Genomic DNA, 14,462 nt, shown 5'->3' on the forward strand with positions numbered 1-14,462 from the left:
CCCGTGGGCCCGGCTTCCGTATGAGGGGGCGGCTACTTCAGGCCGGAGTCGATGGCCGTGACCAGTTCACCGTTGGACGTGTCCCCTGAGAACTCCCAGAAGAACGCCCCGCCAAGACCCTGGGACTTGGCCCAGCTCATCTTCGACCCGATCGTCGCGGGCGTGTCATAGGACCACCAGTCCGAGCCGCAGTGCGCGTACGCGGTCCCGGCCACCGTGCCGTTCGACGGGCACTTGGTCTTGAGGACCTTGTAGTCCTCGATGCCCTGCTCGTACGTGCCGGCCGCGGGCCCCGTGGCCGTACCACCGGGCTCCTTCTGCGTGACGCCGGTCCACCCGCGCCCGTAGAAGCCGATCCCCAGCAGCAACTTGCTCGCGGGAACACCCTGCGCCTTCAGCTTGGCGATGGCGTCCGCGGAGTTGAATCCCTGCTGCGGGATGCCGGAGTACGAGGTGAGCGGGGAGTGCGGGGCCGTCGGACCCTTGGCCTCCCACGCGCCGAAGAAGTCGTACGTCATGACGTTGTACCAGTCGAGGGACTGCGCCGCGCCCGCGTAGTCGTTCTTCTCGATCTTGCCGCCTGCGGAGGCGTCGGCCGTGATCGCGGCCGTCACCAGGTTGTTGCCGCTGAACTTCGAACGCAGCGCGGTCGACAGCTTCTTGAGCGCGTCCTGTCCTGACGTGTCACAGCTCAGGCCGCACGCGTTCGGGTACTCCCAGTCGATGTCGATGCCGTCGAAGACATCGGCCCAGCGCGGGTCCTCGACCAGCTTGTAGCAGGAGTCGGCGAACGCGGCCGGGTTCTTCGCGGCCTCACCGAAGCCACCGGACCAGGTCCAGCCGCCGAAGGACCAGAGGATCTTCAGGTTCGGGTGCTTGGCCTTCAGCTGGCGCAGCTGGTTGAAGGCGCCGCGCAGTGGCTGGTCCCAGGTGTCGGCCTGCCCGGAGACGGAGTTGGCGGCCGTGTACGCCATGTCGGTGTCGGCGTAGGAGTCGCCCATGGTGCACTTGCCGCCCTGGACGTTGCCGAAGGCGTAGTTGATGTGCGTGACCTTGGCGGCAGAGCCGGAGGTCTCCAGGTTCTTCGGGTAGTACTGGCGGCCGTAGACGCCCCAGTCGGTGAAGTAGCCGAGCTTCACCTTGCCGCCGGTGCCCGGGCCGGGGTCCGTGCCGCCGCCCGTCGTGTGCACCTTCACGGAGCCGGAGACCGGTCCCGTCTGGTCGGCGGTGTCGCGGGCCTGCACCGTGTACGAGTAGTCGGTGCCCGCCTTGAGCCCGGTGTCGGTGTAGGAAGTGCCGGTCACCGTCGCGACCTTGGAGCCGTCGCGCAGCACGTCGTAGTTCTTGACGCCCTTGTCGTCGGTGGCGGCCGACCAGGACAGTTTCGCCGAGGTGTCGGTGACGCCGGAGGCGGTCGGGGTGCCGGGCGCGGAGGGTGCCTTGTCGTCCGGTACGTCGCCGCCGTCGCAGGAGGCACCGTTGAGCTTGCAGCCCGTGGGGGCGCCGGAGCCGGAGCCGTTGAACCCGAAGGAGACCGAGGCGCCGGGCGCGAGGGAGCCGTTCCAGGAGAGGTTCTTGGCGGTCCAGTGGTCGGCCGAGTTGGTGACGGTCGCGTCCCAGGCGGACGTGACCTTCGTACCGGAGGGGAAGTCCCACTCGACGGCCCATGAACTCACGCTCGTGGTACCGGAGTTCTTGATCGTCCACTTGCCCTCGAAGCCGCTGCCCCAGTCCTGGGTCTTGGCGTACGTGGCGGTGACGGCGGTGGCCTCGACGGCGGCGTGGGACGGGGTGGCGAGGCCGACGAGTGCGGCGGCGGGGAGGACGAGGGTGGCGAGGGCGGCGGTGGATCTGTGGCGAAGTCGCTGTCTGGGGGCAGGGGTTGAGCGCATCGGTGCTCCTCGGGTGGTCCGGGGTTCGTAAGGGGGTGGAACCCTGCGACGCCCATGAGCACCGGAGTGGGGGGTGTGCTCACCGCAGTGCCGCGAGAATAGAAAGGTCTGGACCAGCGGTCAAGGTCTAAACCAATCACGGCTTTCGGCCAACTTCCTGGGCCAGCACGGCCGCCTGCACCCTGCTGCGGAGGTTCAACTTGCCGAGCAGGCGGCTCACATGGGTCTTCACCGTGGCCTCTGCCATGTCGAGGTGGCCTGCGATCTCCGCGTTGGACAGGCCCTGGCCCAGGCAGTCGAGCACCTCGCGCTCGCGGCGCGTCAGGGTTTCGAGCCCGGGCGGGGCCGCGGCCCGTTCATCGCCGGAGGAGTGCGCGAACTCGGCGATGAGCCGGCGCGTGACGGCCGCCGCGATCATCCCCTCGCCGCGCGCCACCGTCCGTACGCCCTCGATCAGGTCCTTCGCGTCCGTGTTCTTGAGCAGGAACCCGGACGCGCCCGCGCGCAGCGCTCCGAAGACGTACGCGTCGAGGTCGAAGGTGGTGAGCACGAGTACGTCTGCGAGCCCCTCGGCGACCACCGCGCGCGTGGCCGAAACCCCGTCGAGCCGCGGCATCTGGACGTCCATCAGGACCAGGTCGGGCCGCAGCTCGCGGGCCAGTTCCACCGCCCGCTCGCCGTCCTCGGCCTCGCCGACGACCTCGATGTCGGGCGCGCTGTTCAGGATGAGCACGAGCCCGGCCCGTACGGCGGACTGGTCCTCGGCGACGAGTACGCGGATCACGCGGGTTACGGGGGTCACGTGGGGTCTCCTCCTTCGGTGTGCAGCGGCAGGGCGGCGTGCACCCGCCACGAACCCGCGTTGCCATCGGGGCCCGCGTCGTCACTGGGGCCCGCGTCGAACGTGCCGCCGAGCAGCGCCGCCCGCTCCCGCATCCCGACGAGGCCGGCCCCGGAGCCCGGTGCGCGCGGACCGTCCCGGTCCCCGTACGGGCTGTCGACCCGCACCTCGACGCGCTCGTCGGAGCGGTCGACGGCCACCGAGACCGGGCCCGGCGCCGCGTGCTTGAGCGCGTTCGTGAGGGACTCCTGGACGATGCGGTAGGTGGCGAGCTCGACCGGCGCGGGCAGTCCTGTGGCGGCGCCGGACACGGTCAGCCGGACGTCGAGACCGTTCGCACGGGACTGCTCGACGAGGGCGCCGAGGCCCGCCAGGGTGGGCGCGGCGACCGGCTCCGTGTCCTCGCCCGCGTCCCGCAGGATGCCGATGAGGCGGCGCATCTCGGCGAGGCCGTCGACGCTGTTCTCGCGGATCGTCTTCAGCGCCGTACGCGTGGTGTCCTCGTCGTCGAGGGAGAGTGCGGCCGTGGAGTGGATCGCGATCGCCGAGAGGTGGTTCGCCACCATGTCGTGCAGCTCACGGGCCATCCGGGCGCGCTCCGCGGTCACCGCCTGCGTCCGGTCGAGCTCGGCGAGCAGCGCGGTCTGCTCGGCGCGCAGCCGCTCCGTCTGCGCCGCCTCGCGGTGGCCGCGCACCAGCATGCCGGTGGCCGCCGGCGCGAACGACACGAGCCCGGTCAGGACGCCGACCAGGACCGCCTCGGGTTTCCGCCACCACGCGACGAAGCCGAGCGTGACCGCGACCGTGAGCAGGCCGGTGACCACGGGGAGGCGGCGCGCGGCGGCCGGTGTGCCGTACAGCGCGCCCGCGTACATCAGGTCCGTGAACATCAGCACCGTGGCCAGATTGCCGTCGGTGAACTGGTCGGCGATCACGGCGACCGTGCCGATGATCACCGCGAGACGGGGCCGGGTGCGGCGCAGCAGTTCCAGGGCCGCCATGACGACGAGGGGGACGAGCGCCCACGTCCCGCCGAGGGGCCGGCCCCCGTTCACCGGCAGCCCGATGCCCCACAGCGCGAGCCCGCCGAGCAGTCCGCCGACGGCGATGCGCACGTCGTCGCGGTGCGGGCGGAGCGGAGCGGCGGCTTGCATGCCTCCATCCAACACGGCCGGAGCGGTCCTGCCATGGTGCGGCGGGACGAGCGGGGGAGCGGCGCCACTACATCGAAGGATGCAGTCCCACTTCGTCATGTACGACGACGATCACGCGCCGCCCGGCAGGGAGGCTTGAAGCGGGGAAGGGGAAACGAGAGGAGCCCACCGTGATCGTCACGCTGATCGTCATCTGCGAGGCCGCCTTCTGGGTGCTCCTCGCCGCCGGCCTCGCCCTGCGCTACTGGGCGAAGATGCCGCGCGCGAGCGTCGCGGTGCTGCTGTGCGAGCCGCTCCTGGAGGTCGTGCTGCTCGTCGTCACGGCCATCGACCTCAAGAACGGCGCCGAACCGGACTGGAAGCACGGCCTCGCCGCGGTCTACATCGGCTACTCCGTCGCGCTCGGCCACTACACGATCCAGTGGGCCGACGTCCGCGTCGCCCACCGCTTCGCGGGCGGCCCGCCCCCGTCGACGCCCAAGTACGGGGCGCCGCGCGCGATCCACGAGTGGAAGCTGGCCGCCCGCTGGATCCTCGCCGCGCTCATCGCGATGGGGCTGTTGCAGGGCGCGATCTGGTACGTGGGCGAGGGCGGGTCGACCGACTCCCTGGCCGCGTGGCAGCAGAAGATGCTCTTCCTGATCGCGATCAACGTGATCATCGCGCTGAGCTACACGGTGTTCCCGAAGAAGGCCCCGGCCATGACGACGAACAAGGGCTAGCGCTCGCCGCCGGGCACCCACAGCACGTCCCCGACCTCCTTGTTCGCGATCCGCGCCAGAATGAACAGGAGGTCGGAGAGGCGGTTGAGGTAGGTCGCCGTGAGCGGGTTCATCGTCTCGCCGTGGACCTCCAGCGCGGCCCACGTCGACCGCTCCGCGCGCCGCACCACGGTGCAGGCCTGGTGCAGCAGGGCCGCGCCCGCGGTGCCGCCCGGCAGGATGAAGGAGCGGAGCTTCTCCAGCTGCTCGTTGAAGTGGTCGCAGTCCGCCTCCAGCTTGTCGATGTAGAACTGCTCGACGCGCAGCGGCGGGAACTCGGGCTCGGCGACGACCGGAGTGGAGAGATCGGCTCCGACGTCGAAGAGGTCGTTCTGGACGCGGATCAGGACCTTCACGACCTCCTCCTCCAGTCCGCCGAGGGCGACCGCAGAGCCGATCACGGCATTCGCCTCGTTGGCGTCCGCGTACGCCGAGATCCGCAGATCGGTCTTGGCGGTGCGGCTCATGTCGCCGAGGGCGGTGCTGCCCTTGTCTCCGGTACGGGTGTAGATGCGCGTCAGATTGACCATGCGACCAGCCTAATTAGGACGCGGCCCGGCGGAAGCCGCGTGTGCCGATGGTCACGGCGAGCGCGGCGAAGGCGAGCGACACCAGCACTCCGTAGAGCATGTTCGCCGTCGCGTACCGGCCGACGTACGCGTCCCGCATCGCGTCCACGAGATAGCGCAGCGGCATGACGTGCGAGAGCGCGTCCAGCCAGCCGGGCGCGAGCGCCATCGGCAGCATCAGGCCCGAGAGCAGCATCGACGGCATGGTGACCGCGTTGATGACGGGTCCGAACTCCTGCGGCGTACGGGCCTTGAAGGCGAGCGCGTACGACAGGGAGGCCAGGGAGACCGTCAGGAGCGCCACGAAGGCGAAGCCGATCAGGATGCCCGCGAGCGGCGCGCGAAGCCCCATGGCCAGCGCGGCGAGCACGAGCAGCACCGCCTGGAAGAGGAACAGCGCGGTGTCCCGCAGGACGCGCCCGAGCAGCAGCGCGACCCGGCTGACGGGCGTCACGCGCATCCGCTCGACCACCCCGTAGTTCTTCTCGACGATGATGCCGAAACCGCAGAACGCGGCGCCGAACAAGCCGAGTTGGAGCAGTAGACCCGGCACCAGGATCTGCCACGAGCTGCCGCTGGTACCGATCGGCAGTTCCGTGAGCAGCGGCCCGAAGAACACCAGGTACAGCAGCGGCATGAGGATGCCGAAGAGCATCTGGAACCGGGAGGAGAGGGTCTGGCGGGCGTACCGCCCGAAGATCAGGGCGGTGTCGGACAGCAGGGTCTTCATCGCGCTCACACCGCCACCGGGGTCGTGTCCACGGGCGCGGGACCGCGTCCGGTGATGGCCAGGAAGGTGTCCTGGAGAGAGGCGTCGATCGAGCCGCCGTGCGCCAGCTTGAGCGCGCTCGGTGTGCCCTCGGCGGCTACGACTCCCTTGTCCACCACGACGATCCGGTCCGCGAGCGCGTCCGCCTCGTCGAGGTAGTGCGTGGTCAGGAACACCGTCGTGCCGTACGTGTCGCGCAGCCGTCGCACCAGGTCCCACAGGTCGGCGCGGCTGCCGGGGTCGAGCCCGGTCGTCGGCTCGTCGAGGAAGAGCACCTGCGGCCGGTGCGTGAGCCCCATCGCGATGTCGAGGCGGCGCCGCTGCCCGCCGGAGAGCGCGGCGGTCTTGCGCTCCATGAGGTCCGCGAGACCGAGGTCACTCGCCAACTCCTCGGCGCGTGCGCTCGCTTGAGGCTTCGTCAGGCGATACAGGCGCCCCTGCGTGACCAGCTCCTCCCGTACGGAGACGTTCGGGTCGACGCCCCCGGACTGGGCCACGTACCCGACCGCGCGCCGCACCCCCGCCGGGTCGCCCGCCAGGTCGTGCCCCGCGACGGTGGCCGCGCCACCGGTGGGCGCGAGCAGCGTGGTGAGCATCCGCAGGGTGGTGGTCTTGCCCGCGCCGTTCGGGCCGAGGAAGCCGAGGATCTCGCCGGAGTCGACGCGCAGGTCGATGCCGCGGACCGCCTCGACGGGGCCGTGTTTGGTGGTGAAGGTCCGGGCGAGCCCGGACGTGCTGATGACTGGCATGCGGCCCAGAAAAACAGAGTCGCTGAAATTTTGCAACGCCCCCAAAATTTCAGCGAGGCCAGGAATCCCGTAGGATCGGCCCATGGCAGAAGGGCTCAGGGAGCGGAAGAAGCGGCAGACCAGGCAGTACATCTCGGACGTGGCGACCGGCCTGTTCCTGGAGCGCGGCTTCGACGCGGTGACCGTCGCGGAGGTCGCGGACGCCGCGAACGTCTCCGTGAACACCGTCTACAACTACTTCCCGGCGAAGGAGGACTTGTTCCTCGATCGCTCCGCCGGAGTCGTCGACCGGATGTCGCGGTGGGTGCGTGGTCGCGGGGCGGGGGAGTCCGCGGCCGGCGCCGTGCTGCGGGAGTTGCGCGAGGAGGTCGAGTCGGTCTCGCCGCGGGTCGGGCTCATGGACGGGTGCAGCGACTTCATGCGCGTCGTGCACGCGGCGCCCGCCCTGCGCTCCCGGCTGTGGGCCATCCAGCAGGAGGTCCACGACAACCTCGTGGAGACGCTGCGCGAGGAGACCGGCGCCGCAGGGGACGACGCGCTGCCGGATCTGATCGCGGGTCAGATCGGCTGGGTTCATCAGACCGTCATGGCGCGCATCGGACGCCGGATGGTCGAGGGCGGCACCCCCGCGGAGGTATCCCGCGAGACGCTCGACGTCCTCGACGAGATGGAGGAACTTCTGAGCGACAAGGTGCTCAACTACGCCGTCCGTGACGCCTGATGGGCACGGATGATCGATCACTGATCCGTGTCGGTGTGATGTCCGTCATTCGAGACGTGACGCGCATCTCTTAGCGGTCACACGGCCGCTCACGGGCGCTAGTGTCCGCCGGAGAGCAACGTAAACAGTGGTTAGCGGTCGCGCGGGACACGCGGTTAGGGGACGTACGTGGCAAGGAAGCTCGCCGTCATCGGAGCCGGCCTCATGGGGTCGGGCATCGCGCAGGTCTCCGCCCAGGCGGGCTGGGACGTCGTCCTGCGCGACGTCACCGACGAAGCGCTCACGCGCGGCACCGACGGCATCAAGGCCTCGTACGAGAAGTTCGTGGGCAAGGGCAAGCTCGACGCCGCCGACGCCGAGGCCGCGCTCGGCCGCATCACCGCGACCACCGACCTGGACGCGGCGGCCGACGCGGACGTCGTCGTCGAAGCCGTCTTCGAGAAGCTCGAGGTCAAGCACGAGATCTTCCGCGCGCTCGACAAGATCGTGCGGGACGACACGGTGCTCGCCTCGAACACCTCGGCCATCCCGATCACCAAGATCGCGGCGGCCACCGCACACCCGGAGCGCGTCGTCGGCGCGCACTTCTTCTCGCCGGTGCCGATGATGCAGCTCTGCGAGCTGGTGCGCGGCTACAAGACGAGCGACGAAACACTCGCCACCGCCCGGGAGTTCGCGGAGTCCGTCGGCAAGACCTGCATCGTGGTGAACCGGGACGTCGCCGGGTTCGTGACGACCCGTCTCATCTCCGCCCTCGTCGTCGAGGCCGCGAAGCTGTACGAGTCCGGGGTCGCCACCGCCGAGGACATCGACGTCGCCTGCAAGCTGGGCTTCGGCCACGCGATGGGGCCGCTCGCCACCGCCGACCTGACGGGCGTCGACATCCTGCTGCACGCGACCGAGAACATCTACACCGAGTCGCAGGACGAGAAGTTCGCGCCTCCGGAGCTGATGCGCCGGATGGTGGACGCCGGTGACATCGGCCGCAAGAGCGGGCAGGGCTTCTACAAGCACGCTTGACCGCACAGCTGATGCCATGTCACCCGTCGGGGTGAATTCGGTATCGGTTCGCTTACAGACGGCAACTTTCGGCCCCCGCGGCCCGTCAGTTGCAGTGACATACCCAGATCACCCGGATCACATGAACAGCTGAGTACCGGCTCAGAAGCAGTCGCGTACTCCGACCACGCCGAGCACTTCTGTATTTCCCACGGGGAGCGCATATGTACATCAGGGGCGACCACGTCGAGCTGGTCGTCGGGGGCCGCCTCGACGTCCGCAGCGCGGCGGACGCCCGTTCGGTCCTGCACACCGCCGTCGATGACGGAATCGGCGACCTGGTGCTCGACCTGTCCGAACTCGACTCCTGGGACGCGACGGGCCTCGGCGTCATCATGGGCGCCCACCGCCGCGCGGGCCGCTGTGGCCGCCGACTCGTGCTGCGCCGCGTGCCGCCCCAGATGCAGCGCCTGCTCGTCGCCACCAGACTGCACCGGATCCTGGCCATCGAAGGTGGCATCGGCGTCGAGTCCCTGCCGCGCGTCTGAGGCGGAAGGCCACGCGTGTGGCCGGGAGTTGCAGGGTTGAACCGGAGGGTATGACCCTGGAAGGGGTGAACCAGTCATTCCGGCCGGAATCGCCGACAATCCTCACGAGACTGTGACGTCTCGGGCGGCGCGGTACCTCCCGGCTTCGTAGATACTGAGCGGAGCGACAGCGCGGTGTGCACAGGCCGGGAGGGGCAAGCGGCACACCACGCTATTGGGGGGCTTTGACGATGGACCCGATGCACCGGGGACCGGAAGATTCCAGCCAGGAACGGCACGACGGGACGGGGGACGGCGGGGCGCGGCAACGCCCGCCGCGCGACCCCCTGACACCCGACTACGGCCAGGCGTCACCCGCGCTCGCCCGCACCGTGCAACTGGTCTCGGGCGACCACCTGCTGACCGTCAATCCCGTTGACGGCAGCGAGATCGAGTCCTGCCCGCCCGGCGAGCGCCCGGGCCAACCCACCAGGTACGACGCCAGTGAGCGTGCGGCACTCGCCCGCGCTGCCCGGCCACCGCTGCCGCCAGGACCCGCACAGCCGCAACTGCCGCTCCTGGAGCGGCAGGAGGAGCGGGAGCGCCTGGTGCGGCTCCTCGCCCGCGGCCGCTCCGTACGGCTCACAGGGCCCGCGGGAGCCGGACGCACGGCGCTGCTCGACCAGATCACCGAGGACTGCGCCGACATCGCGCCCGACGGCGTCGTCCGCCTCTGCGGCCACCGGCGGTCCGTCGAGGACCTGCTGTACGAGCTGTTCGGCGCGGTCCACAAGGCGCCGCAGCACCGCCCCGACCGCGCGCTGCTGCTCGAACTCGTCCACGTGATCGGCGCCGTCGTCGTCCTCGACGACCTGGAATTCGGCGGCGCCGCGCTCGACGAACTCCTCGAAGCGACCCCCGAGTGCGCCTTCCTGCTGTCCGCGACGCCCGACGTGCCGGCTCCGTCGGCCGACTCGCACGTCGAGGAGGTCTTCCTCGCGGGGCTCGGCCGCGGCGGCGGACAGGAACTCCTGGAGCGCGCCGTCGGCCGGGTGCTCACCGACGAAGAGGCGCAGTGGGCCGCCGACCTCTGGTTCGAGTCCGAGGGCCTGCCGCTCCGGTTCGTCCAGGCGGGTGCCCTGCTGAGGCAGCGCGACCAACGCCGCGCGGATCCCGGGGCCTTCGACGCGTTCGGATACTACGAGGGTCCCGACGCGGCCCCCGTCGACGCGCCCTTCGACGCCGCCGACGGGCACGACGTGCCGCTGCCCTCGCTCGCCGAGGCCGCCGCACCCGCCGCGCTGCTCGCGTCCCGGCTCGGCGCGTCCGCGCGCGCCACACTGGAGTTCGCGGTCGCGCTCGGCGGCGAGATCCCGCACCAGGCGCATCTGCCGGCGCTCGTCGGTGACACGCACGCCGACGCGGCCCTCGCCGAACTCGTCTCCTGCGCGCTCGTCACGCCCGTCGGCGGCCGCTACCGCCTCGCGGCAGGAGTGCGCCCGCAGCTGGAGGCGGCGGGCTACGGCGCCGACTTCGCCGGGCGCGGGCGCACAGCCGCCCAGCACTACGCCTGGTGGGCCGCGCACCCGTCGGTGGGGCCCGAGCGGGTGGCCGCGGAGTCCGACGCGGTACTGGCCGCCCTCGCGGCGACGGCGACCCTCGACGCGTCCGTGGAGCTGGCCCGCGCGGCCGCGCCCGCCTTCGCCGCCGGGCTCGTCTGGAGCGCGTGGGAGCGCGCCCTCAGGGCCGGCCTCGAAGCCGCGCGCTCCACAGGGCAGGTGGGCGAAGAGGCGTACTTCCACCACGAGTTGGGCATCCTCGCGATCCTCGGCGGGCAGCTCGACCGGGCCCGCGTCGAGCTGGAGGCCTCCATCGCGCTGCGCGGCGCCGTCGCCGACAAGCACGGCACGATCGCCGGCCGCCGCGCCCTCGCCCTGGTCGCCGACCGCTCGGGCGGCGCGCTGCCCGGCGGGCGTACGGCGGCGGGGGAGGAGGTCCCGGACGCGATGTACGAGGAGTCGGCCTCGCCGCCCGGGGGAGTCCCCGCGTACGCACAGTCCGAAGCGCCGGTCGAGCCCGACACCCTGGTGGCCAGGCCGCCCGGCGTGCCGCCCGCACCGCCCGCCCCGACCGTCGTCGGCGCCAAGGCGCCCTCGCGCAAATCGGTGGCCGGCGGAGCCCGCCGCAACATGGTGGCGGCGGGCGCGGGCGCACTGCTCGCGGCGGTGCTCGGCACGGTCGTCACGCTCGGCGCGACGTCGGGCAACGACGACCCGCCCTCGGACAAGGTCGACACGAAACCGTCGGCGACGGCGGGGGAGAACGGCGGGGACCTCGGCGCCGACGAGGCGGGTGGCGGCGGCAGTACGAGCGCGGCGCCAACCGACCCCGGCAAGGACGGCGTCCTCGGCACGGCGGACGACCCGACGCCGTCGGGCGGGCCGAGCGACGGGCCCTCCGGCTCGCCGAGCGGCTCCAAGACCCCGGACGACCCGACGAAGTCACCGACCAAGTCGCCCACGAAGTCCCCGAGCAAGCCGCCGACCAAGACCCCGACGAAGCCGCCCACGACGCCACCGACGACGAAGCCCCCGACATCGAGCCCGCCACCGGCGACGACGACCCCGCCGCCGACAACGGCCCCGGCGACAACCCCGGACACATCCGACACGGCGAGCGGCCCGATCACGTCGAACCCGGGTACGACACCGACCGCGTGAGCACCTCAAAGTCCTGCCGGACGGGCCTGCTCAATCGCCGCAGGGGCTATAAATAGCCCCTGCGGCGATTGAGCAGCGGGGTCCGGGGCAGAGCCCCGCGACGTCAACCCCGCCTCGCGCAACCCTCAGAAGAGCCGCAACTTGTCGTCCTCGATACCCCGCATCGCGTCATAGTCAAGGACGGCGCAACCGATCCCCCGGTCCGTCGCGAGCACTCGCGCCTGCGGCTTGATCTCCTGGGCCGCGAAGATGCCCTTGACCGGGGCGAGGTGCGGGTCGCGGTTCAACAGCTCGAGGTAGCGCGTGAGTTGCTCCACCCCGTCGATGTCGCCGCGCCGCTTGAGCTCGACGGCCACGGTCCCCCCTTCGGCGTCCCGGCACAGGATGTCGACCGGGCCGATCGCCGTCATGTACTCGCGGCGGATCAGCGTGTAGCCCTCGCCGAGCGTGTCGATGCGGTCGGCGAGCAGCTCCTGAAGGTGCGCTTCCACGCCGTCCTTGATGAGGCCGGGGTCCACGCCGAGCTCGTGCGAGGAGTCGTGGAGGATCTCCTCCATCGTGATGATGAGTTTTTCGCCCGCCTTGTTGACGACGGTCCACTTGCCCTCGTCGTCTCCGGTGCCCTCCTTCAGAGTGCACGGCGGCGACATCCAGTTGAGGGGCTTGTAGGCACGGTCGTCCGCGTGGATCGAGACGCTGCCGTCCGCCTTCACGAGGATGAGGCGGGGTGCCGACGGGAGGTGGGCGGTGAGCCGGCCCGCGTAATCCACGGAGCAACGGGCGATGACGAGACGCATGGTCGGCAACGCTACTCGAACCCGACGGCCCAACGCACTTCGCCCACCCGTCTCCCACCACCGCCCTACCCGAACCCCTGCGGGGCGCCCCTTTAATTCCAGTAAGCACGGTACGCACGCGTTCGCCATTGGCCGGTTGTGTACGAACGAATCCCCCTACGCCCTGTTGCCGTTCGGACACGTTGCCTACCGTAGAAGACAGGAGGTCGCGGCGCGTGCACGCTGCGTGTTCCACGGGGTGCTCGTGCCCGAGGACTTCTGCCCTGTCCGTCAGCCCCCGCTCCCCGGGGGTGCGAGAGGAGAACCCATGTCGCTCGACGTCTCACCGGCACTGTTGGATCAGGCCGAGCGAGGCGAGGTTGACGAGAAGGAATTCGTCGACTGCGTCCGGACCTCCCTGCCTTACGCATGGGAGATGATCAGCTCCCTGGTGGCTCAGCTGAAGGTCGACGGCGGAGCGTTCGCCGACAACCAGACGCCGCCCCCGGACGAGCAGGCGCGCGGACAGCTTCTGCGTGCGCTCGCGAGTGACGCGATACGCGGCGCGCTGCAGCGGCACTTCGGTGTCCGCCTCGCGTTCCAGAACTGCCACCGGGTCGCGGTGTTCCCGCAGGACCCGTCGGTGGACGAGACGCTCGCCCGTTTCACCTCGGCTCGCAACCAGCTGCTCAACCAGTCACCGGAACTGCGTGACTGCTGAGGGTTGAGGGCGTAACAGCCGTTGCCTGTCGGCCCGTACGCGGGAGGTGCATCTGTACGGGCCGGCGGGTGCCGAGGTGGCGTTCCCCCAGCGTCAGTCGAGTTGTGGCAGGACCTCGGCTCCCAGCCGCCGCACGTTCTCCTCCGTCGCCGTGAGATCCCCCGAGCCCTCGACGAGCAGCGCGAACCGGGCGATCCCCGTCCGCTCCGATGTGGCCGCGAGCCGGTCCGCGCACAACTGCGGGGTGCCGACCGGGTGCAGAGAGCACAGCAGCTCCGTGTACGCGTGCGGGTCGCGCATCGCCCGCGCCCTGCCGTCGACCGTCACATGGGCGTCGAGCCCCTGCTTCAGCCAGCCCGGCATCGCCTTCAGGAGTGTCTCCGCGGCCTCCGACTCGCTGTCACCGATCTGGGCGACACCGGCGGACACGTGCTCCGCCGCGTAGATCTCCTCGACCGAACGCCCGGCCTCGCGCGCGTGGCGCCGCCACAGGCCGACCATCTCGGCCTTCTCCTCGTCCCCGATGTGCATGCCGAGCAGCATCGGCAGACCCCGCTCGGCGGCGAGCCGCACGCTCTTCGGTGACGTACAGGCGACGATCACTTCCGGCCCTTCCTGGGCCGCCCCGCCGATCGCCTCGGTCGGGCGCGGCACGACCGGGACCTCGCGGAAGGCGAAGCGCTCCCCGGCGCTCCCGACGTGCTCGTCCCTCAGCCACTTGAGCAGCAGGTCGAGGGATTCCGGGAACCCCTTCTCGTACGCCTCGACGCCCGCCCCGAAGACCTCCAGGTCCACCCAGGGCCCGCCCCTGCCGACGCCGAGCGAGAACCGGCCGCCGGACGTGACGTGCAGCAACGCGGCCTGTTCGCCGAGGGCGACCGGGTGCGCGGTCGGCAGCACGCTGACCGCCGTACCGATCCGCAGTGTGTTCGTGCGGCCGAGCAGCAGCGCGGCGAGCGTGACGGCCGAGGGACAGGTCCCGTACGGCACGAAGTGGTGCTCCGCGAGCCACACCGAGTCGAGGCCCGCCTCTTCGGCGACCTCGGCGGACCGCACCGCGCGGTGCAGCGCCTCGCCCTGCCCCTGGCCCGGAAACTGGGCCGCCAGTACAAACGTCCCTACACGCATCGCACTCCTGCCTTCCTTGGCGCCGACGCGGGCACTCCCCCTACAGGCAATAACGGTTGGCAAGTGCCAAGGACACGGCCTCCCAAGAAGATTGGCAGATTTTCCGGCAAGTCTTGACGAGTCACCGGCGATACG

14 protein-coding genes are annotated in these 14,462 nt (G+C 70.8%); 6 read left to right on the top strand and 8 right to left on the bottom strand.

What is annotated here, in order from left to right:
• Window positions 1-32: 32 nt before the first annotated feature.
• From ACIRHA_RS27355 to ACIRHA_RS27365, 3 genes are all read right to left on the bottom strand, one after another.
• Window positions 33-1,892, bottom strand: coding sequence for a glycosyl hydrolase family 18 protein (locus ACIRHA_RS27355; RefSeq protein WP_403850993.1), 1,860 nt, complete (start codon window positions 1,890-1,892; stop codon window positions 33-35).
• A gap of 136 nt (window positions 1,893-2,028) precedes the next feature.
• The gene (locus ACIRHA_RS27360; protein WP_403851170.1) at window positions 2,029-2,676 is read right to left on the bottom strand and encodes a response regulator; all 648 of its coding nucleotides are present in this window, start codon (window positions 2,674-2,676) and stop codon (window positions 2,029-2,031) included.
• A gap of 14 nt (window positions 2,677-2,690) precedes the next feature.
• A complete protein-coding gene (locus ACIRHA_RS27365; protein WP_403850996.1) occupies window positions 2,691-3,887 on the bottom strand; it encodes a sensor histidine kinase in 1,197 nt (398 codons plus the stop codon).
• A 170-nt stretch (window positions 3,888-4,057) separates the two neighbouring features.
• On the opposite strand from ACIRHA_RS27365, the gene ACIRHA_RS27370 reads away from it, so the two are divergent.
• A complete protein-coding gene (locus ACIRHA_RS27370; RefSeq protein WP_403850999.1) occupies window positions 4,058-4,609 on the top strand; it encodes a hypothetical protein in 552 nt (183 codons plus the stop codon).
• On the opposite strand, the gene ACIRHA_RS27375 is transcribed toward ACIRHA_RS27370, so the two are convergent.
• The 3 genes from ACIRHA_RS27375 to ACIRHA_RS27385 are packed head-to-tail and all read right to left on the bottom strand — an operon-like array spanning window position 4,606 to window position 6,735.
• On the bottom strand, window positions 4,606-5,178 hold the full coding sequence (locus tag ACIRHA_RS27375; RefSeq protein WP_403851002.1) for a cob(I)yrinic acid a,c-diamide adenosyltransferase: 573 nt from the start codon (window positions 5,176-5,178) through the stop codon (window positions 4,606-4,608). The genes ACIRHA_RS27370 and ACIRHA_RS27375 overlap by 4 nt on opposite strands.
• 13 nt (window positions 5,179-5,191) lie before the next feature.
• Complete coding sequence (locus ACIRHA_RS27380) at window positions 5,192-5,947, bottom strand: ABC transporter permease (protein ID WP_403851172.1); 756 nt, start codon at window positions 5,945-5,947, stop codon at window positions 5,192-5,194.
• Window positions 5,948-5,952: 5 nt separating this feature from the next.
• Entirely contained in the window at window positions 5,953-6,735 is a 783-nt protein-coding gene (locus ACIRHA_RS27385; RefSeq protein ID WP_403851005.1) for an ABC transporter ATP-binding protein, read from the bottom strand.
• Window positions 6,736-6,817: 82 nt separating this feature from the next.
• Here ACIRHA_RS27385 and ACIRHA_RS27390 point away from each other — a divergent pair, with 82 nt between their 5' ends.
• The 4 genes from ACIRHA_RS27390 to ACIRHA_RS27405 all read left to right on the top strand — a co-directional run bounded on the left by ACIRHA_RS27390 (window position 6,818) and on the right by ACIRHA_RS27405 (window position 11,702).
• Window positions 6,818-7,456 (top strand): TetR/AcrR family transcriptional regulator, encoded by a 639-nt coding sequence (locus tag ACIRHA_RS27390; RefSeq protein WP_403851008.1) that lies wholly within the window; start codon window positions 6,818-6,820, stop codon window positions 7,454-7,456.
• A 168-nt stretch (window positions 7,457-7,624) separates the two neighbouring features.
• Window positions 7,625-8,476: a 3-hydroxyacyl-CoA dehydrogenase family protein gene (locus ACIRHA_RS27395; protein WP_403851010.1), complete on the top strand. Its 852-nt coding sequence runs from the start codon at window positions 7,625-7,627 to the stop codon at window positions 8,474-8,476.
• A 203-nt stretch (window positions 8,477-8,679) separates the two neighbouring features.
• Complete coding sequence (locus tag ACIRHA_RS27400) at window positions 8,680-9,003, top strand: STAS domain-containing protein (protein WP_266714147.1); 324 nt, start codon at window positions 8,680-8,682, stop codon at window positions 9,001-9,003.
• Between the two features lie 230 nt (window positions 9,004-9,233).
• Complete coding sequence (locus ACIRHA_RS27405) at window positions 9,234-11,702, top strand: ATP-binding protein (protein ID WP_403851014.1); 2,469 nt, start codon at window positions 9,234-9,236, stop codon at window positions 11,700-11,702.
• Window positions 11,703-11,827: 125 nt separating this feature from the next.
• Here ACIRHA_RS27405 and nucS read toward each other — a convergent pair whose 3' ends face one another.
• Window positions 11,828-12,499: an endonuclease NucS gene (gene nucS / locus ACIRHA_RS27410; protein ID WP_403851017.1), complete on the bottom strand. Its 672-nt coding sequence runs from the start codon at window positions 12,497-12,499 to the stop codon at window positions 11,828-11,830.
• Between the two features lie 307 nt (window positions 12,500-12,806).
• On the opposite strand from nucS, the gene ACIRHA_RS27415 reads away from it, so the two are divergent.
• Window positions 12,807-13,199 (top strand): SCO5389 family protein, encoded by a 393-nt coding sequence (locus ACIRHA_RS27415; RefSeq protein ID WP_403851019.1) that lies wholly within the window; start codon window positions 12,807-12,809, stop codon window positions 13,197-13,199.
• 93 nt (window positions 13,200-13,292) lie between these two features.
• On the opposite strand, the gene ACIRHA_RS27420 is transcribed toward ACIRHA_RS27415, so the two are convergent.
• On the bottom strand, window positions 13,293-14,327 hold the full coding sequence (locus ACIRHA_RS27420; protein ID WP_403851022.1) for an LLM class flavin-dependent oxidoreductase: 1,035 nt from the start codon (window positions 14,325-14,327) through the stop codon (window positions 13,293-13,295).
• Window positions 14,328-14,462 lie beyond the last annotated feature (135 nt).

Origin of the sequence: Streptomyces sp. NPDC102360 (assembly GCF_044766085.1) — a bacterium.
In the GTDB taxonomy this organism is placed as follows: domain Bacteria; phylum Actinomycetota; class Actinomycetes; order Streptomycetales; family Streptomycetaceae; genus Streptomyces.

Coding starts and splice junctions, on each gene's coding strand:
- nucS (WP_403851017.1), bottom strand. CDS start 12,499: ATGCGTCTCGTCATCGCCCGTTGCTCCGTGGATTACGCGGGCCGGCTC.
- ACIRHA_RS27355 (WP_403850993.1), bottom strand. CDS start 1,892: ATGCGCTCAACCCCTGCCCCCAGACAGCGACTTCGCCACAGATCCACC.
- ACIRHA_RS27380 (WP_403851172.1), bottom strand. CDS start 5,947: ATGAAGACCCTGCTGTCCGACACCGCCCTGATCTTCGGGCGGTACGCC.
- ACIRHA_RS27405 (WP_403851014.1), top strand. CDS start 9,234: ATGGACCCGATGCACCGGGGACCGGAAGATTCCAGCCAGGAACGGCAC.
- ACIRHA_RS27390 (WP_403851008.1), top strand. CDS start 6,818: ATGGCAGAAGGGCTCAGGGAGCGGAAGAAGCGGCAGACCAGGCAGTAC.
- ACIRHA_RS27415 (WP_403851019.1), top strand. CDS start 12,807: ATGTCGCTCGACGTCTCACCGGCACTGTTGGATCAGGCCGAGCGAGGC.
- ACIRHA_RS27385 (WP_403851005.1), bottom strand. CDS start 6,735: ATGCCAGTCATCAGCACGTCCGGGCTCGCCCGGACCTTCACCACCAAA.
- ACIRHA_RS27400 (WP_266714147.1), top strand. CDS start 8,680: ATGTACATCAGGGGCGACCACGTCGAGCTGGTCGTCGGGGGCCGCCTC.
- ACIRHA_RS27420 (WP_403851022.1), bottom strand. CDS start 14,327: ATGCGTGTAGGGACGTTTGTACTGGCGGCCCAGTTTCCGGGCCAGGGG.
- ACIRHA_RS27365 (WP_403850996.1), bottom strand. CDS start 3,887: ATGCAAGCCGCCGCTCCGCTCCGCCCGCACCGCGACGACGTGCGCATC.
- ACIRHA_RS27375 (WP_403851002.1), bottom strand. CDS start 5,178: ATGGTCAATCTGACGCGCATCTACACCCGTACCGGAGACAAGGGCAGC.